The organism is Pseudomonas sp. O230, from assembly GCF_045447035.1.
Lineage (GTDB): Bacteria > Pseudomonadota > Gammaproteobacteria > Pseudomonadales > Pseudomonadaceae > Aquipseudomonas.
Window position 1 is genome coordinate 337,457 of the sequence record NZ_JBJGXN010000001.1, and the last position, 17,975, is coordinate 355,431.

A 17,975-nucleotide genomic window follows, 5' to 3' on the forward strand; every position below is an offset into this window, starting at 1 on the left:
TCCTCAGACCTGCTCGAGCGCGTCATTCAATGCGCGCTCCAGATCGGCCTTGTAGCGCAGATACAAATTGCTTGAGCTCTGACCATCACCGAGCAGGCCCGACAGGTCCAGGTCGGTGATGTAGCAGCGATAGCGTTCGGTTTCACGGCGCTGCTCGACGATTTCCCGGGCGACCACACTGAACAGTTGGTCGCCATGCTCCAGCTCTGAAAATTCCCGCTGATTGCAATACAACGTGACTTGCACCTTGCCCGGCGCGGCTTTGCCGACGATCGCCTGCACATCATAGAACGGCTTGTTGACCGGGGTTTGCGGGGCGATTCGAGCGTCGACCCGGCGCGCTCGTCCCGGACCCGACGGCAGCAGTTGGTAATACAGCGTCTCGAGGCTCAGTGGCTGGGCGGCGTCCATCGGCAGCAAGGCATCGCGCCGGTATTGGATCGATTGCAGGAACCGTTGCAACGGCACCAACAGGCTGTGTTCGTCGTGGTAGGGCAAGCGCTGCTGCCACAAGGCATTGAATTCATCCAGCACGTACAGATCGGCCTGGTCTTCGTGAATTCGGTAGAACACCTGAACGCACTCTGGCTGACCCATGGGCAGAATCTGCGCCAGGTCCTGATCCTCCAGCGCCATCGGGTCCAGGTGCAGCGGGCTGTAGCTCGCCAGTTCTTCACCGAGGTAGTCGAACAGCGCCGGCAGGGTGGCGAGGGCGACATGGTTGACCTGCCCCGGCACCAACTCCAGCACGTGGTAATGCTGCTGGACCTGAATCAGGTAGCGGTGATTGAGCTTGCTCAGCAGCAGGTTCTGCGCGGTGTCGATCACCTCTTCAACCCGTTGCGCGATGAACTGCGCGCGGTTGTGGCAGAAGCACCGCACGCGTAATTTGGGCTGCTGCGGGCCGTTCGGCAGGTTGTTGAGGTAATCGCGCAGGCAGTCGAGCAGGGCGTGAGGGCCGTCGAAGCGATTGACCGACACCTCGTTCCAGCTGTTGAGCGTGACCTGATCCAGGGTCAGCACCAGGTTCTCGCGGACCCCGGCGTAACTCAGGGAGTCCGTGCGCTCGGTGGTCATCAGAATATTCAGGTCACGGTGATGCTTGAGCGGATCGACGCCGACGTTCACCAGAATCAGCGCCTCGCTCGGGACGCTGGCGCGCAGCAGCGGTTCTTCGGCGACCGTGGGCAGGGGCAGGGCGATGCTTTGTTGCAGGCTGCCGAGCAGGTTGAACAGTTCGAACTCGCTCAGGTCACTGTCGCCTGGGTGCAACGCCAGGCGCGTGCTGCTGTCGATCACGCCGTTGCGGTGGCACCAGGTCAGCAGCTCCAGTAATTGGCGGCTGCGCTTGATCGGCGCGAATTGCACCCACTCGAGGGCGGTGAGGCTGCCGTTATACAAGCCCCACTGGGTCTGTCCCGATTCTTTCTTGTCTGGCGCATGCACCAAGGTCAGGGTGTCTTCGGCCAGATCCGGGGCGATGCCCGGGTTGATGAACTCGACTTTGTCGGCCTTACGCTCGAACGCGGCGTACAGACGTCGCCCCAGTACGTTGAGGTCGCGCTTGTTGATCAGGCTGACGGTCTGTTCGCTGCGGGCGAACTCGGTGAGGAAGCGGTAGCTGTAATTCAGTTCGTTGACCAGCGCCCGGCGTTCGGAACTGACCTGACGGACTTTCCACTGACTGCGGCTATCCAGCAGCGCCAGTTGACGCTGATCCCAGTGCCATTCCTGGGCCAGGCGTTCCAGCAGCGAGCGCTGCCAACTTTGGGTGCGACTGCTGCTGCCGGTGAGTTTGCGGTTGACCTTCAGGTACAGCGCGCGCCGCACCAGTTCAAGGCGCTCCGGTTCGCCACGGGCGATGAGGTATTCCTCGATGCGCCGGTAGACCACGATGTACGGGTCCAGCTCATCGAGGTCGAGTTGATTGGCGAACACCGCTTGCTTGAAACGCAGACTCAGGCATTGAACCTTGGGGTGTTCGCTGGCGTAGACCTCAGTCAGCAACAGCTTGAGCACCGACTTGTAGGGTGACTCGATCCCTTTGAACAACTGCCAGAGCCCGGCACCGATGAATTCGCCGGGCGGGATGTACGCCATATGCCCCAGGTCCAGGGTTTCGTCGGCACGGATGAAGCGCTTGGACAGCAGCGTGTGGGTGTAGCGGTCGTAGGCGGCCTCTTCGTAAACCGGTACCAGCCACCAGATCGGCGTGCGGCCGGCCAGCCAGATCGCGGTGCGGTAGAACTCGTCCAGCAGCAGGTAATGCTGGGTGGTGCCGCAGTCTTCCGAGCTCAATTGCGTGTCGCGTTCGCCGAGCACGAAGCGGGCCGGGTCGATCAGGAAGAAATGCGCCTCGGCGCCCTGGCTCGCGGCCCAGGTTTCGAGCAACTGGCACTTTTTACGCAGCTCGTTGAGTTCGCTTTCGCTCAAGTCCGGCGCGTGGCAGACCCACACGTCCATATCGCTCTGATCAGCCTGGGCGAGGGTGCCGAGGCTGCCCATCAGGAACAGGCCGTGAATCGGTCGGGGTGGATTGCTGCCGTGGCGCGGCTTGTAGGAAAACGAACGGGTCAGGCGTTGGGCTTCGGCCAGGGCGTTGGCGTCAGGCTCGAAGTTAGACAGCCCGGCGGGCGTGCTTCCGGAAACATAACCCGGCAACAGCGGATGATTGACGTGAAAAAACAGCGGCAGCAGGGTCAGCACCCCTTGCTGACGGGTCGACAGCCCTTCCATGGCTCGCGCCATGCGGCCCTCGTTGAGCTTTAGAAAACGTGCGCGCAGCTGGCCGAGAACCTTGCGGTCGATTCCCTCGTCCAGATCGGGGCGGATTTCATGGGTGCGGGTCATGTCAGCTCAAACCGGCTCGCAGGGCTCGGACGTGGAGGGTCTCAGGATGAGGGGCAGTTTAGCGCCTCGGCTCCGGGACTATCAGGCTGATTTTGTTTTTTGGCGTCAGATTTCTATCGTTGGGCGACAGTTTGTATCAGAGAGTGCCCGCGGAAATCCCGTAACAGGGGTTTCCGTGGGCGATACGGTGGATCAGGCTGTTTCCTCGACGCTCAGAATGGTGAGAACGGTTTGCACACTTTGCGCGGCATCACGACCCAGACTGGTCAGGTAACCGCCATCGGGCTGGTCGATCAGTTCTTTTTCGTAGAGGCGTTGAGCGGCAGCAATGGCTTTCGGGGCAGCGGTCTGATGAATTTTCAAACCTTCCTGGGAACTGTCCAGGTTGAAGAGTGCGAGGATTTCCAGTTCGGCAACCAACTCAGGGGTAAGCGACATAAGGACTCCAGACTTTCTAGGAATTGGACGACAGCGCCCCTAAGGTGATCCCACTCGCGCGGCATGTCCAGTGCTCGCAACAGGGTTTTTTCACCGCGGGAAGCATTCCCCGGCGGGTGGTGCGGCAGCGGGGTGCGTACCAGTGTAGTCCCGGTCTGGGGGAAGGCAGGAATGATGGGTGACAATTTGTGTGGGAGCGGGCAAGCCGCTCCCGGAGGGTGTTCGCTTACTTCTTTTCCGGCGGCAATTCCGGCAATGCGCGCAAGGCTGTTTCGTACCATTCGGTGTTGAATGCGCGGTCTTCTTCAAGGATCGCGTCGATTTCTACCGCTAATACGTGGGCCATCAGGTTGAGGATTTCCTCACGTTCGTAACCCACCAGGGTCAGCTTGTTGAAGGTCGCCTTGGCCGCTGGCGGGTTGTCGCTTTCGATCTGGTTTTCGATCGCTTCAATCAGGGTATTTTCGGTGAATTCTTCTTCGTCGCTGTCGATGTCGGTCGGCTCGCTCATGGCAGGCTCCTCAAGTTAAGGCGGGCAGTTTACCTGCATTCAGCGCGATGATGCTGCTGGCGAGAAACGCCTTGGCGTTCTATAACGCAGGCACTGCCAACCCCGCACGGCCCGGAGGCTTTGTGATGCTCAAGCTTTATGGATTTCCCGTCAGCAACTACTACAACATGGTGAAACTGGCGCTGCTGGAAAAAGGACTGCCGTTCGAGGAGGTGCCGTTTTACGCGGGCACTAGCCCCGAAGCTTTGGCGATCAGTCCACGTGGCAAGGTGCCCGTGCTGCGCGTCGAGCAAGGGTTCATCAACGAAACCGCGGTGATTCTCGAGTACATCGAACAGAGCCAGAAGGGCACGCCACTGCTGCCGGGCGATCCTTTCGAGCGTGCACAGGTCTTGGCGCTGGCCAAGGAAATCGAGCTGTACATCGAGCTGCCGGGTCGCGCCTGCTACGGCGAAGCGTTTTTCGGCATGCCGGTGCCGGACGCGATCAAGGACAAGACCAAAGCCGAATTGCTGCTGGGTTTTGCCTCGCTTGAACGGCACGGCAAGTTTGCCCCTTATGTCGCAGGCGACAGCCTGAGCATTGCGGATTTGTATTTCCTGTACAGCGTGCCGCTGGCCTGTGCGGTGGCGCACAAGCTGTTTGGTATTGATCTGTTGGCCGACTTGCCGGCGGCCAAGGCGCTGCTCGAGCGTCTGGAGCAGAACCCGAACGTGCAGCGGATTGCGGCGGACAAGGAAGCGGCGATGCCCGCGTTCCTGGCGATGGTCGCGTCCAAGAAGTAGATTTGTAGCGTCAGACAGGTCGCTTTCGCGAGCAAGCCCGCTCCCACATTGAATCTCTGGTGTTCACAAAATGTGTGTTCACCGCCGATCTAATGTGGGAGCGGGCTTGCTCGCGAAGCTTTTGACGATTTAGCGGCTGGCGAGCAACGCCTGACCGCGAGCCACCGCTTGCTTGACCTGCGCCGGAGCGGTCCCGCCGATATGGTCGCGGGCGTTCACCGAACCTTCGAGCGTCAGCACGGCGAACACGTCCTGATCGATCTGGTCGCTGAACTTGCGCAGCTCCTCCAGACTCATTTCCGCCAGGTCCTTGCCGCTTTCCACGCCGTACTTCACCGCATGGCCAACGATTTCGTGACAGTCACGGAATGGCAGGCCACGACGCACCAGGTAGTCGGCCAGGTCGGTGGCGGTGGAGAAACCACGCAGGGCCGCTTCGCGCATTATCGCGTGCTTGGGTTTGATCGCCGGGATCATGTCGGCAAAGGCCCGCAGCGAGTCTCGCAGTGTGTCGGCGGCGTCGAACAGCGGTTCCTTGTCTTCCTGATTGTCCTTGTTGTAGGCCAAAGGCTGGCCTTTCATCAAGGTCAGCAGGCCCATCAGTGCACCGAAAACGCGGCCGGTCTTGCCGCGAACCAGCTCTGGCACGTCCGGGTTTTTCTTTTGCGGCATGATCGAGCTGCCGGTGCAGAAGCGGTCCGGCAGATCGATGAACTGGAACTGGGCGCTGGTCCACAGCACCAGCTCTTCGGAGAAACGCGACAAGTGCATCATCGCGATGCTCGCGGCCGAGCAGAACTCGATGGCGAAGTCACGATCGGACACGTTGTCCAGCGAGTTGCCGCCCACGGCGTCGAAGCCCAGCAGTTGCGCGGTGTATTCGCGGTCGATCGGGTACGTGGTGCCGGCCAACGCGGCACTGCCCAACGGCATGCGGTTGGTGCGCTTGCGGCAATCGACCAGACGCTCGTAATCGCGGCTGAGCATTTCGAACCAGGCCAGCATGTGGTGCCCGAAGGTTACCGGCTGCGCAGTTTGCAGGTGAGTGAAGCCGGGCATGATGCTGCCGGCTTCGCGCTCGGCCTGTTCCAGCAGGCCTTTTTGCAGGCGAGTGATTTCCGCCAGGATCAGGTCGATTTCGTCACGCAGCCACAGGCGAATGTCGGTGGCAACCTGGTCGTTACGGCTGCGACCAGTGTGCAGCTTTTTACCGGTCACGCCGATGCGGTCGGTCAGACGCGCCTCGATGTTCATGTGCACGTCTTCGAGGTCGATGCGCCAGTCGAACTGGCCGGCCTCGATTTCACCCTGGATGGTCTTCAGGCCATCGGCGATGCTGTCGCGCTCGGCATCGGTCAGCACGCCGACCTTGGCCAGCATGGTGGCGTGGGCGATCGAGCCCATGATGTCGTGGCGATACAGGCGCTGGTCGAAAGTGACGGAGGCGGTGAAGCGGGCGACGAAAGCGTCGACGGGTTCACTGAAGCGGCCGCCCCAGGACTGATTGGTCTTGTCAGTGCTCATGAATTCGCTCGTATCGGCTGGAGAAAGATGGCGTTGAAAGCTGTCGCGGATAATAACAGGGTTGCCAATCCTGTCGCTGACACTGGTCGACACGTTTTTTTCTCATCCTTCGGCCCATACTCGAAGCAGGTGGTGCGGAAATTGCGCAACGAATATTTTTCATTTGAGCAATAACGTCCCGGCAACCGTCTACAGTTGGACAGTAGGATCAGCGCACTTCTCGGTGTTGCAGCGGACTATAAGAAGAGGGGGTGTTCATATTGTGTATCAGCAAACCCTACGGCGATGCCTCGCCAACGCGGGCCTGGGTCGCCAATTGCCCGGATGATGAAAATTTAGCCGTCGGCCCGGCGGCACTTTTTGGCCCTCGCGCTAGTCTTAGCGTGGATCGCGGTGACGGACGTCACTTCACCTGTCTACGCTATCCTTGTGCGAGACTCACGCAGGAATCCAGCGCAATATGAATGTCCTGATCGTTGATGACGAACCCCTTGCCCGCGAGCGCCTGAGCCGAATGGTCGGCGAACTCGAGGGATACAGCGTCCTGGAGCCCAGCGCCACGAACGGCGAAGAAGCGTTGGCACTGATCGACAGCCACAAACCGGATATCGTGCTGCTCGATATCCGCATGCCGGGCCTCGATGGCCTGCAAGTGGCTGCACGATTGTGCGAACGCGAGACCCCGCCAGCCGTGGTGTTTTGCACAGGGCCCGATGAATTTGCCGTGGAAGCCTTACAGGCCAGCGCCGTAGGCTATCTGGTGAAACCTGTGCGTACAGAACAATTGCATGACGCGTTGAAAAAAGCCGAGCGCCCCAATCGTATCCAGCTTGCGGCTTTGACCCGTCCCGCCGCCGAAACCGGCAGCGGCCCGCGCAGCCATATCAGCGCCCGTACCCGTAAAGGTATTGAACTGATCCCGCTGGGGCAGGTGGTTTACTTCATTGCCGACCACAAATACGTGACCTTGCGCCACGAAGGCGGCGAAGTGCTGCTGGATGAGCCGCTCAAGGCCCTTGAAGATGAATTCGGCGACCGTTTCGTGCGCATCCACCGCAATGCCCTGGTCGCCCGCGAACGCATCGAACGCCTGCAACGCACGCCACTGGGACATTTTCAGCTGTTCCTCAAAGGCCTGAACGGCGACGCCCTGATCGTCAGTCGGCGCCATGTGGCCGGTGTGCGCAAAATGATGCAACAGCTTTAATTCGCCACCCGCAGGCGAATTCCTCACCCGATTGCCGGACGTCCGGGGCCAGGGAGGCCAGGCAATACCTGATTCAAGTCAAAGTGGATTTGGCTGAGCTGTTATTATCCGCCGTATCTATTCAGTACGGATTGATCCATGTCCTCTCGCGAAATCCGCATCGCCACCCGCAAAAGTGCACTCGCCCTGTGGCAGGCCGAATACGTCAAAGCCCGTCTGGAAGAGGCCCATCCGGGTCTGCTCGTGACGCTGGTACCCATGGTCAGTCGCGGCGACAAGCTGCTCGACTCGCCGCTGTCGAAAATCGGCGGCAAGGGCCTGTTCGTCAAGGAGCTGGAAACCGCGCTACTGGAAAACGACGCCGACATCGCCGTGCACTCCATGAAAGACGTACCGATGGACTTCCCTGAAGGCCTCGGTCTGTTCTGCATCTGCGAGCGAGAAGACCCGCGCGATGCTTTCGTCTCCAATACTTATGCCAGCCTGGACGCATTGCCGCCAGGCAGCATCGTCGGCACTTCCAGCCTGCGCCGTCAGGCTCAATTGCTGACCCGTCGCCCGGACCTGGAAATCCGCTTCCTGCGCGGTAACGTCAATACGCGCCTGGCCAAGCTCGATGCCGGCGAATACGACGCCATCATCCTCGCGGCGGCCGGCCTGATTCGCTTGGGCTTCGAAGATCGCATCACCTCGGCGATCAGTGTCGATGACAGCCTGCCTGCCGGTGGCCAAGGTGCCGTGGGCATCGAATGCCGCTCCGCCGACAGCGAAATTCACGCCTTGCTCGCGCCGCTGCACCATCAGGACACCGCCATCCGTGTCACCGCCGAACGTGCCCTCAACAAACATCTGAATGGCGGTTGCCAGGTGCCAATCGCCTGCTACGCCGTGCTGGAAGGCGAGCAGATCTGGTTACGTGGCCTGGTGGGGGATCCGAGCGGCGGCTTGCTGCTCAGTGCTGAAGCCCGTGCGCCGCGCGGCGATGCCGAAGCCCTGGGCGTGCAAGTGGCCGAAGACCTTCTGAGCCAGGGTGCCAATGACATTCTGAAAGCGGTCTACGGTGAGGCAGGTCACGAGTGACGGGCTGGCGCCTGCTGCTGACGCGTCCGGCGGATGAGTCGGCGGCGCTGAGCGCTGTGTTGGCCCAAGCGGGGATTTTCAGCAGCAGCTTGCCGCTTTTGGAAATCGAACCGATTGCTGTCTCTGCCACAATGCGCCAGGTGATTCAGGATCTGAATCGCTACTGCGCGATCATCGTGGTCAGCAAACCTGCCGCCAGAATCGCCGTGGAGCTGGTCGACCAATACTGGCCGCAACCACCGCGCCCGAAGTGGTTCAGCGTGGGCGCGGCGACGGCGCAGATTCTTGATGATCATGGGTTGGACGTGAGTTTCCCGGGCGAAGGTGATGACAGTGAAGCCTTGCTCAAGCTTGCGTCTTTGCGCGAGGCGATCGCGGGGCCTGACCCACGGGTGCTGATCCTGCGTGGGGAGGGTGGCCGTGAGTTGCTCGCTGAGCGTTTGCGCGAGCTTGGTGCTAGTGTCGAGTATCTGGAATTGTATCGCCGCGAGCTTCCACATTACCCGCCGGCCGCACTGCCTGAGCGGATCAGGGCGGAACGCTTGAACGGGCTGGTGGTCAGCAGTGGACAGGGTTTTGAGCATCTGTATCAATTGGCCGGCGATGCCTGGCCACAATTGGCGCAGTTACCGTTGTTTGTACCAAGCCCCAGGGTCGCCGAGCTGGCACGTGCCACCGGGGCCCAAACAGTTGTGGATTGTCGTGGCGCCAGTGCCGCGGCTTTGCTGACGGCGTTACGGGAGCATCCCGAACCCGTTCTCTAATGCAAAGGATGGATACGTGAGCGAAACAGCCTTGCCAAAAGATGACTCCCGGCCAGTGATCGATATTGATGCGCCGGTTGATGCACCGGTTGAAAGTGCCCCGCCTGCTGCAGTGCAGCGCCGTGGCAACGGGCTGGCAATCGTCGCGCTGCTGCTGGGCGCCGCCGGTGTGGCGGTGGGCGGTTGGGGCGTCTGGCAGGTGCGTCATCTGCAAGCCAGTACGCAGCAGCAGTTGAGTCAGGTGCAGGCGTTGAACGATCAGGCGCAAAGTCTGAAACTCAACGAACAGCGCCTGAGCGCACGCCTCGAGCAAATGCCTGCCGCCGAAGAACTGGACGCTCGCAGCCGTCTGGTGATTCAACTGCAAGGCGAGCAGCAGCGCTTGAATCAACGTCTGGAAACCGTCCTCGGCGCCAGCCGCAAGGACTGGCGTCTGGCCGAGGCCGAGCACTTGCTGCGCCTGGCCAGCCTGCGCCTTTCGGCGTTGCAGGACATCAGCAGCGCCCAAGCGCTGGTGCAGGGCGCCGACGAAATTCTTCGCGAGCAGAACGATCCGGGTTCCTTTGCCGCTCGCGAGCAAGTGGCGAAAACCCTGGTCGCCTTGCGCAGTACCGAACAACCGGATCGCACCGGTCTCTTCCTGCGACTGGGTGCATTACGCGATCAGGTGATCAACCTCACTGAGCTGGCGCCCGAGTTCAAGGATCGGGGCGAATCGCTGCTGGGCTTGACTGCCGATGGCGACGGCGCCAGTCGTTGGGCGCAGTGGTGGGATCAGATCTCGCGTTACATCCGCATCGATTTCAACGCCGATAAAAATGTCCGTCCGCTGCTGGCAGGGCAGAGCCTGAGCCAGGTGCGCCTGGCCCTGAGCCTGGCACTGGAGCAGGCGCAGTGGGCAGCGCTCAATGGTCAGGCTGCGGTTTACACTCAGGCGCTGGCCGAAGCGCGGGACGTGCTCAAGGGCAATTTCAACCCGGACAACCCGCAGAGCAAAGTGATGCTCGAGCAGGTGGGTGAGTTGAGCAAGCAGCCAGTCACCGTGGTCACGCCGGATCTGACCGGCACGCTGAGCGCGGTTCAGGGCTATCTCGAGCGACGTAATGTCAATGCCGAAGACTCGATCAAACCCATGGCCAAACCTGCCGCAAGCACCGCGCAGGAGGCCACGCCATGAAACGACTCTATGTGATCGTGTTTCTGGCCATCGCCGTTGCCGCCACGCTGGGGCTGGCGATTGCCGAGCATTCCGGCTACGTGCTGATCGCCTACAAGAGCTTTCGTTTCGAATCGAGCCTGTGGGCCACCCTGGCGCTAGTGGCGGTGCTGTGGCTGGTGTTCTGGGGCATCAAGGCGTTGATCGAATTGGTGACGGCCTCCAGCGGCGTGGTCAATCCCTGGTCGCGGCGCAATCGCAGTCGTCGGGTGCAAGTGGCGATTGAACACGGTCAACTGGACCTGGCTGAAGGTCGCTGGGCCAGCGCGCAGCGTCATCTGCATCGCGCCGCCGAAGCCGAGCGCCAGCCGCTGCTTTACTACCTTGGCGCTGCCCGTGCGGCGAACGAACAGGGTCACTATGAGGAGAGCGACAACCTGCTGGAACGCGCGCTGGAGCGCCAGCCCCAGGCCGAGCTGGCGATTGCCCTGAGTCACGCCCAATTGCAGACCGACCGTGGCGACACCGACGGCGCCCTCACGACTTTGCAGGCGATGCATGAGCGTCATCCTCATAACGCACAGACCCTGCGTCAGTTGCAGCGCTTGCATCAACAGCGTGGCGACTGGTCCGCGGTGATTCGCCTGTTGCCGGAGCTGCGCAAGGACAAGGTCTTGCCAGCGGCCGAGCTGGCCGAACTCGAGCGCCGGGCCTGGGGTGAAAACCTGTCGCTGGCAGCGCGTCAGGAAGAAGACGGAACGGTCGGTTTGCAATCGCTCAACCGCGCCTGGCAACAACTCACTTCGGCTCAGCGCCAGGAACCGCAGTTGGTACTGGCGTATGCCGAGCAACTTCGGCAACTGGGTGCTCAGATCGAGGCCGAAGAGGTCCTGCGAACAGCGCTCAAGCGCAATTACGACAGCCATCTGGCACGCCTTTACGGACTGGTTCGCGGCAGTGATTCAGCACGTCAGTTGCAGACCGCCGAGGGTTGGCTCAAGGATCATCCGGCTGACCCGAGCCTGCTGCTGACCCTCGGTCGCCTGTGTCTGCAAAACAGTTTGTGGGGCAAGGCGCGGGACTATCTGGAAAGCAGCCTGCGTGTGCAGCGCAACCCGGAAGCCTGTGCCGAGCTGGCCCGCTTGCTGGCGCAACTGGGCGACACCGAACGCAGCAACCAGCTGTTTCAGGAAGGCCTTGGCCTGCTGGATGAACGCTTGCTGGCGGCGCCGTTGCCCGTGCCGGTTCACGCCTGATTACGTGGCGAGGGCGCTAGCGCCCTCGCCACGCAGTAGGTGTTGCAACGACGTTTTCTTACTTTCGTAATGCCTCTTAGGCAGAGTCCTACAGAGGACTGCGCTTGATCCTCTCGCTTCTGTCGGGAATTCCCTACACTTCTGTTGAAGTGTCCGTGCTGCCTTGCCTTGAAAGGCTGGCGCGCTTTCCTCTACCGTAACCACTTGTCTCTACTGGTACGGAAAAGCCATGTCGTTGGCCTGCTCACGCTCCTTGTTTTTCATGGTTTTCATTGCCGGCACCCTGGCTTTGGGCGTTTCCTACTACCTGGAATATGCAGTCGGCCTCAAGGCCTGCGGGCTGTGCCTCTTACAGCGGTTTTGCCTGACCATGCTCACGGGGGGCTGCCTGATGGCTTCGGTTCATGGCCCCGGTCGCGTCGGTTCGTTCCTGTATTGGCTGCTCGGTCTGTTGTGCAGTCTGGCGGGTACGGTGACAGCGTGGCGTCAGGTGTTGTTGCAAAGTGATCCGGTGCAACAGCTGTCGGCGTGCTCGCTCAATCTGGCGGATCCGTCCACAAGCACTCCCTTGGTTTATGTGGTGCAGCAGATGTTCAAAGGTGCGGCCGAATGCACACAGATTTCCTGGACGCTGTTCGACCTGAGCATCCCCGAGTGGAGTTTGCTCTTCTTCATCGGCGTAACGATCCTGAGTGCTTACCAGTTGCTGCGCGTTGTCTGGATCGCTTGTCAGCGACCACTGAGCGGCACGTCGTCGCACCGGGCGCTGGCGGGCGATTAAACACTTGTATGAACTTTATCTCCTGCGTACCTTGAAGCCACAGTCGCGCGGGCATAATCTGGCCCGCACGTGTCATTGGAATTATGTTGCTCGAATGACGCTCTGCCTGGCCGATTCTTGATTTTCAAGTGTGCGACAGGTGTAGGGCAGCATGACCCACAAGGGAAGAGAGATCACCATGCTCGAAAGTTGTCAGAATGCTCAGGAACGCTGGGGTGGAGTGCATCTGCTGATCGATCGCTGGTTGCAGGAGCGTCACGAACTGGTTCGGGCCTATGATGCTCTCGGCGCCAAGCCTGAGGCTCTGGGTGAAAACCGCAAGCCATTGCAGGAATTCTGCGGCGTGCTGGTCGATTACGTGTCTGCCGGGCACTTCGAGATCTACGAACAGCTGACGGGGGAGGCCAAGGCTTTCAACGACAAGCGTGGTCTGGAGCTCGCCGAGACGATCTACCCACGCATCGACGTGATCACCGAAAAGCTGCTCGCGTTCAACGACCTGTGCGATGCAGGCAAGTGTGTCGCAGAGAAATTCAAGGAGCTAGGTGGTCTGTTGCACGAACGCTTCGAGCTGGAAGATTGCCTGATCGAAGTGCTGCACACCGCTCACAAGGAAGAGGATTCGGTTCAAGCCTGAACCCCTTCCTGCAACACCCTCAAAAAACGGTGCGCTCTGCGCGCCGTTTTTTGTTTCCGCTCTTTAGCTGGTTGCGCCGCGCAATTCGATTTCGAATACCAGCGGTGTGAACGGCTCGATCAAGTCGCCGGCACCGTCGGCGCCATAGGCTTGGGCCGATGGAATCACCAGTCGCCACTTCGCACCGACCGGCATGTTTTGCAGCGCACTGCGCCATCCGCTGATCACGCTGTCGAGACTGAACCACTGCGGCTGAGTGTTCTGATCGAACACGGTGCCGTCGGGAAGGCGACCGATGTACAGCACCTGGACCTTGCCATTGGGCCCTGCTTTCACGCCGGTGCCGGGTGTCAGCTCGGTCAACAATATTCCATCGGCCAATTCGCGAACGCCGGGTCTGGTTTTTTCCTCGGCGAGAAACCGCTGCTCTTTTTCGAGGGCGGCTTCGCTCTGCGGCGGGGTTGGCTGCAACGCTGTCTGCGCTTCGTGCTCGGTCAGAATCTGTTCGATCTGCTCATCTTTCAAGGCCAGGGGTTTGCCTTGATAGGCTTGCTGCAAACCTTCTACCAGCGCCTGAAGTTGCAGGTCGGGAACCTCCAGGCGCAAGCGTTCGCCGAGGCTCGCCCCCAGGCTGTAAGCGAGATCGTGAGCTTCATTTTCCTTGGTTTTTTCGGCGGCTTGGGCGATGGAAAAAAATACGCAAAACGTTAAAAAAAGGTAGCGCGACATGGGCACTCTCCGACCTGAGATGCGGCAGATTATGCCAGTGTGAATGCGTTCGACAGTGAACTTGTTTTGCGCAAGCGCAGAAGATTTTCGATCCGTTGCAACGCGACGCTTTCGATACTGTCAACATGCCCTAGCGGCGGTCCCTGCAGAGGTCTAGTATGAGCCGCACCCACGTCAGCCAGGAGGTAAACCATGTCGGCCACCAAGAAGCCTGTAAATACCCCGTTGCACTTACTCCAACAACTGTTGGGCAGCCTGCTCGAGCATTTGGAAACCGCTTGTTCCCAAGCCTTGGCTGATGCTGAAAAACTGCTCGCCAAACTGGAAAAACAGCGCGGAAAAGCGCAGGAAAAATTGCACAAATCCCGCACCAAATTGCAGGACGCTGCGGCAGCCGGCAAAGCCAAGGCACAAGCCAAGGCGAAGGACGGCGTGCAGCAACTTGAAGACGTGCTCGATGCCCTCAAGGATCGTCAGTCCGACACCCGTGCCTACATTCTGCAACTCAAGCGCGATGCTCAAGAAAGCCTGAAATTGGCCCAGGGCGTCGGTCGTGTACAAGAGGCTGTCGGCAAGGCGTTGTCCCTGCGTTCGGCCAAGCCTGCTGCGGCCCCTGCCAAGAAAGCCGCTGCCAAGCCGGCTGCTGCAAAAGCACCGGCCAAGCCTGCCGCCAAGGCACCTGTGAAAGCAGCGGCGAAACCTGCAGCTAAACCTGCGGCGAAAAAAGCGGTTGCTGCCAGCGCTGCGAAACCGGCTGCTGCTAAACCGGCTGCCAGAACCGCCGCTGCCAAGCCTGCCGCTGCGAAAACTGCAGCTGCGAAACCGGCTGCCAGAACTGCTGCCGCCAAACCTGCTGCGACGAAAACTGCAGCTGCCAAACCTGCCGCAAAACCAGCAGCTAAAACCGCCGCTGCGAAACCTGCTGCAAAACCAGTCGCGGCAAAAACCGCTGCCAAGCCAGCCGCAAAACCAGCTGCTAAAACGGCCGCAAAACCTGCCGCAAAACCTGCCGCAAAACCAGCCGCAAAAACTGCTGCTGCCAAGCCAGCCGTTGCCAAACCAGCAACTGCAGCCAAATCTGCCGTAAAAAAACCGGCCGCCGTTGCCAAGCCGACCCCTGCTGCCAAACCAGCGACGCCAGCGCCATCCGCTTCGGCCGCTCCAGCCCCAGCAGCCTCCACCTCGACAGCCACCACTGGGCCAACGCCAGTCGCACCGTCGAGCACCAGCTCCACCCCAACCAGCGCTTCCTAAGTGCCGGTTGCCGCGACGCGCAGCTGATACAGCGCGTCGCGGTCCAGGTGGGCGGCACCCGCCGCCACACCCTCCAGCCAGGCCGATACATCGGTCACTTCATTCTGCGGCCAATTCAACGCTGCTCGTTCCAGTCGCCTCAGCAAATGCCGCTCGGCCTGCAGCTCCAGGGTTTTCACTTGTTCGCGTAACGCATTCAGTTCGGCGTCCTCAGTCGCGATGACTTTCCATTGCATGCGCAAACCGCGCAGCGGTTGAACGACCTCTGCGTCCCAGGGCTCCGCCACATTGCGAAGCTCCTGCAATCGTTGCTCGTTGCAGGCGATACCCCGCTGTCCCAGCCACAATCCACACAGCAACAGGCACACATTCACCCCCGCCGACTGCAAGGTCAGGCACGCGGCTTCAACGCCGGGACGGGCGTAAGTGCCAAGGGAAAAGCTCCACAGGTCAGAGGACATAGTGCTACTCGCGCCAGTTGCGAACGAAGCTGGTAGACTCCGCCGCCATTATGATTCGACTTCAGAACCTGACTTTACAGCGTGGCCCGCAACGTCTGCTAGAAGACGCCGAGCTGACCCTGCACGCCGGCCACAAAGCCGGCCTCATCGGTGCCAACGGCGCCGGCAAATCGAGCCTGTTCGCCTTGATCCGGGGTGAACTGCACCCGGACTCGGGTGACTGCTTCCTGCCGGCCGACTGGCGCATCGCCCACATGCGCCAGGAAATCGAGACGCTCGAACGCCTGGCGGTCGACTATGTGCTTGATGGCGACCTGCGCCTGCGCGAGGTGCAACGTGACCTCGCCGCGGCCGAAGCCGCCCATGACGGTGCCGCTCAGGCCCGCCTGCACTCGGAGCTCGACAGCGCTGACGGTTACACCGCCGACGCCCGCGCTCGCAAGCTGCTGGCCGGCCTTGGGTTCACCAACGAACAGATGGATCGCCCGGTAGGAGATTTCTCCGGTGGTTGGCGGATGCGTCTGAACTTGGCGCAGGCATTGATGTGCCCGTCGGACTTGCTGCTGCTCGACGAACCGACCAACCACTTGGACCTCGATGCCATCATCTGGCTCGAAGAGTGGCTGAAAAGCTACCCCGGCACCTTGCTGCTGATTTCCCACGACCGGGATTTTCTCGATGCCGTGGTCGATCACGTGGCTCACGTCGATCAACGCAAGATCACCCTGTACCGCGGTGGTTACAGTGCTTTCGAACGTGCCCGCGCCGAACGTCTGGCCCAGCAACAGCAGGCCTACGAGAAGCAGCAGGCGCAACGTGCGCACATGGAAAGCTACATCGCCCGCTTCAAGGCCCAAGCCACCAAGGCCCGTCAGGCCCAGAGCCGGATCAAGGCGCTGGAGCGGATGGAAGAGTTGTCCGCTGCCCACGTTGATTCGCCGTTCGACTTCGTCTTTCGCGAGTCGACGAAGATCTCCAGCCCGCTGATCGACCTGTCTGACGCCCGTTTGGGTTACGGCGATAAAGCCGTGCTGGAGAAGGTCAAGCTGCAACTGACCCCCGGCGCGCGCATCGGTTTGCTCGGTCCCAACGGTGCCGGTAAATCGACCCTGATCAAAAACCTCGCCGGTGAGCTATCGCCGCTGGCTGGTCGACTGACCCGTGGCGAGAACACCGTCGTCGGTTACTTCGCCCAGCATCAGCTCGATTCCCTCGACTCGAAGGCCAGTCCGTTGCTGCACTTGCAGCGCCTGGCACCTACCGAGCGTGAGCAGACTCTGCGCGACTTCCTCGGCGGTTTCGACTTCCGTGGTGCGCGCATCGACGAACCGGTGCTGAACTTCTCCGGCGGCGAGAAGGCGCGTCTGGCCCTGGCGTTGATCGCCTGGGAGCGGCCGAACCTGTTGCTGCTCGACGAACCGACCAACCACCTGGACCTGGAAATGCGCCTGGCGCTGACCATGGCCCTGCAGGAATTCAGTGGTGCGGTGCTGGTGGTCTCCCACGATCGGCATCTGCTCAAAAGCACCACCGACAATTTCTATCTGGTGGCGGACGGCAAGGTCGAAGAGTTTGACGGTGACCTGGAAGACTACGCCCGTTGGCTGGTCGACTACCGTCAGCGCAACGCCCCGGTCAGCAACACACCGGTCAATCCAGACAAGACTGACAAGAAGGCCCAGCGTCAGGCCGCCGCTGCGTTACGTCAGCAACTGGCACCGCACAAACGCGAGGCTGACAAGCTCGAAGCCGAATTGGGCAAGCTGCACGAGAAACTGGCGAAGATCGACACCAGCCTCGGCGACAGCGACATTTACGAACCGGCACGCAAGAACGACCTGCGTGATCTGCTGGCCGAACAGGCCAGGCTGAAGGTGCGTGAAGCCGAATTGGAAGAAGCCTGGATGGAAGCCCTGGAATTGCTGGAAAGCATGCAGGCGGAGCTGGAGGCGCTGTCCTGATGGAGGCGTTCAAGCTGCCGCTGCCGGCTGTCTGGATCGAGCCGATCTGGCTTGTCGTGCAAATCCTGCTGATCTTGTTGGCCGGTTACTTCGCGCAACGTTTCGTCGCCAAATGCCTGACTCGGCTGGGCGAGCGCTACCCGTTTCCGCCGCAGTTGCTGATGCCGCTACGAGGCGGGTTGCGCTGGCTGATCATGGGCAGTGCGCTGATTTTCGTGCTGGAACGCCTTGGGGTGTCGGCGACGGTGCTCTGGACCGCGTTGTCCGGTTTCGTCGCGGTGGCCGCGGTGGCGTTTTTCGCCATGTGGAGTGTGCTCTCCAATCTGCTCTGCGCGATCCTGATCTTCACCGTCGGCCCGTTCCGTATTGGCGACGTCGTCGAGTTGGTGGACACCACCGACAAGCCCGGCGTCAAAGGTCGGGTGGTGGCGATCAATCTGCTCTACACCACGCTGATCGAAGCGCAAGAGCTCGGCACCGGCAGCGCGATGGTGCAGGTGCCCAACAGTTTGTTCTTCCAGCGCTCGGTTCGACGCTGGCGTGGTAGTGATGTATTCCCTTCAAGCGGCTTCGAGAAATAG

The 17,975-nt window shown here is 60.8% G+C and carries 17 protein-coding genes; 11 read left to right on the plus strand and 6 right to left on the minus strand.

Going from position 1 to position 17,975, the window contains the following annotated elements:
- Nucleotides 1-3: 3 nt before the first annotated feature.
- The 3 genes from ACI77H_RS01635 to ACI77H_RS01645 form a co-directional block, all read right to left on the minus strand.
- Nucleotides 4-2,850 (minus strand): class I adenylate cyclase, encoded by a 2,847-nt coding sequence (locus tag ACI77H_RS01635; RefSeq protein ID WP_407010048.1) that lies wholly within the window; start codon nucleotides 2,848-2,850, stop codon nucleotides 4-6.
- 192 nt (nucleotides 2,851-3,042) lie between these two features.
- Nucleotides 3,043-3,288, minus strand: a complete 246-nt coding sequence (locus tag ACI77H_RS01640) for a TIGR02647 family protein (RefSeq protein ID WP_150631417.1) — start codon at nucleotides 3,286-3,288, stop codon at nucleotides 3,043-3,045.
- A gap of 226 nt (nucleotides 3,289-3,514) precedes the next feature.
- The gene (locus tag ACI77H_RS01645; protein WP_123403861.1) at nucleotides 3,515-3,799 is read right to left on the minus strand and encodes a hypothetical protein; all 285 of its coding nucleotides are present in this window, start codon (nucleotides 3,797-3,799) and stop codon (nucleotides 3,515-3,517) included.
- A gap of 125 nt (nucleotides 3,800-3,924) precedes the next feature.
- Between ACI77H_RS01645 and ACI77H_RS01650 the strand changes: the two genes are divergently transcribed.
- On the plus strand, nucleotides 3,925-4,584 hold the full coding sequence (locus ACI77H_RS01650; RefSeq protein ID WP_407010049.1) for a glutathione S-transferase family protein: 660 nt from the start codon (nucleotides 3,925-3,927) through the stop codon (nucleotides 4,582-4,584).
- A 129-nt stretch (nucleotides 4,585-4,713) separates the two neighbouring features.
- On the opposite strand, the gene argH is transcribed toward ACI77H_RS01650, so the two are convergent.
- A complete protein-coding gene (gene argH / locus ACI77H_RS01655; RefSeq protein ID WP_407010050.1) occupies nucleotides 4,714-6,108 on the minus strand; it encodes an argininosuccinate lyase in 1,395 nt (464 codons plus the stop codon).
- Nucleotides 6,109-6,568: 460 nt separating this feature from the next.
- Here argH and ACI77H_RS01660 point away from each other — a divergent pair, with 460 nt between their 5' ends.
- From ACI77H_RS01660 to ACI77H_RS01690, 7 genes are all read left to right on the plus strand, one after another.
- Nucleotides 6,569-7,315 (plus strand): LytR/AlgR family response regulator transcription factor, encoded by a 747-nt coding sequence (locus tag ACI77H_RS01660; protein WP_407010051.1) that lies wholly within the window; start codon nucleotides 6,569-6,571, stop codon nucleotides 7,313-7,315.
- Nucleotides 7,316-7,453: 138 nt separating this feature from the next.
- Nucleotides 7,454-8,395 (plus strand): hydroxymethylbilane synthase, encoded by a 942-nt coding sequence (hemC, locus tag ACI77H_RS01665; protein WP_407010052.1) that lies wholly within the window; start codon nucleotides 7,454-7,456, stop codon nucleotides 8,393-8,395.
- On the plus strand, nucleotides 8,392-9,159 hold the full coding sequence (locus ACI77H_RS01670) for a uroporphyrinogen-III synthase (protein ID WP_407010053.1): 768 nt from the start codon (nucleotides 8,392-8,394) through the stop codon (nucleotides 9,157-9,159). Before hemC ends, ACI77H_RS01670 begins: the two co-directional genes overlap by 4 nt.
- Nucleotides 9,160-9,175: 16 nt before the next feature.
- Nucleotides 9,176-10,336 carry a uroporphyrinogen-III C-methyltransferase gene (locus ACI77H_RS01675; protein ID WP_407010054.1) on the plus strand — a complete coding sequence of 387 codons (1,161 nt, stop codon included), beginning with the start codon at nucleotides 9,176-9,178 and terminating at the stop codon, nucleotides 10,334-10,336.
- Entirely contained in the window at nucleotides 10,333-11,571 is a 1,239-nt protein-coding gene (locus tag ACI77H_RS01680; RefSeq protein WP_407010055.1) for a heme biosynthesis protein HemY, read from the plus strand. Before ACI77H_RS01675 ends, ACI77H_RS01680 begins: the two co-directional genes overlap by 4 nt.
- A gap of 229 nt (nucleotides 11,572-11,800) precedes the next feature.
- Nucleotides 11,801-12,352: a disulfide bond formation protein B gene (locus ACI77H_RS01685; RefSeq protein WP_407010056.1), complete on the plus strand. Its 552-nt coding sequence runs from the start codon at nucleotides 11,801-11,803 to the stop codon at nucleotides 12,350-12,352.
- Nucleotides 12,353-12,530: 178 nt separating this feature from the next.
- Nucleotides 12,531-12,989, plus strand: a complete 459-nt coding sequence (locus ACI77H_RS01690) for an Rsd/AlgQ family anti-sigma factor (protein WP_064680385.1) — start codon at nucleotides 12,531-12,533, stop codon at nucleotides 12,987-12,989.
- A gap of 63 nt (nucleotides 12,990-13,052) precedes the next feature.
- Here ACI77H_RS01690 and ACI77H_RS01695 read toward each other — a convergent pair whose 3' ends face one another.
- On the minus strand, nucleotides 13,053-13,718 hold the full coding sequence (locus ACI77H_RS01695; RefSeq protein WP_407010057.1) for an FKBP-type peptidyl-prolyl cis-trans isomerase: 666 nt from the start codon (nucleotides 13,716-13,718) through the stop codon (nucleotides 13,053-13,055).
- A 192-nt stretch (nucleotides 13,719-13,910) separates the two neighbouring features.
- Between ACI77H_RS01695 and ACI77H_RS01700 the strand changes: the two genes are divergently transcribed.
- On the plus strand, nucleotides 13,911-14,972 hold the full coding sequence (locus ACI77H_RS01700) for an AlgP family protein (RefSeq protein WP_407010058.1): 1,062 nt from the start codon (nucleotides 13,911-13,913) through the stop codon (nucleotides 14,970-14,972).
- On the opposite strand, the gene ACI77H_RS01705 is transcribed toward ACI77H_RS01700, so the two are convergent.
- Complete coding sequence (locus ACI77H_RS01705; protein ID WP_407010059.1) at nucleotides 14,969-15,433, minus strand: TIGR02444 family protein; 465 nt, start codon at nucleotides 15,431-15,433, stop codon at nucleotides 14,969-14,971. The two genes, ACI77H_RS01700 and ACI77H_RS01705, sit on opposite strands and share 4 nt — an antisense overlap.
- Before the next feature lie 50 nt (nucleotides 15,434-15,483).
- Here ACI77H_RS01705 and abc-f point away from each other — a divergent pair, with 50 nt between their 5' ends.
- Nucleotides 15,484-17,394 carry a ribosomal protection-like ABC-F family protein gene (abc-f, locus tag ACI77H_RS01710; RefSeq protein WP_407010060.1) on the plus strand — a complete coding sequence of 637 codons (1,911 nt, stop codon included), beginning with the start codon at nucleotides 15,484-15,486 and terminating at the stop codon, nucleotides 17,392-17,394.
- Nucleotides 17,394-17,975, plus strand: coding sequence for a mechanosensitive ion channel domain-containing protein (locus tag ACI77H_RS01715; protein ID WP_407010061.1), 582 nt, complete (start codon nucleotides 17,394-17,396; stop codon nucleotides 17,973-17,975). Before abc-f ends, ACI77H_RS01715 begins: the two co-directional genes overlap by 1 nt.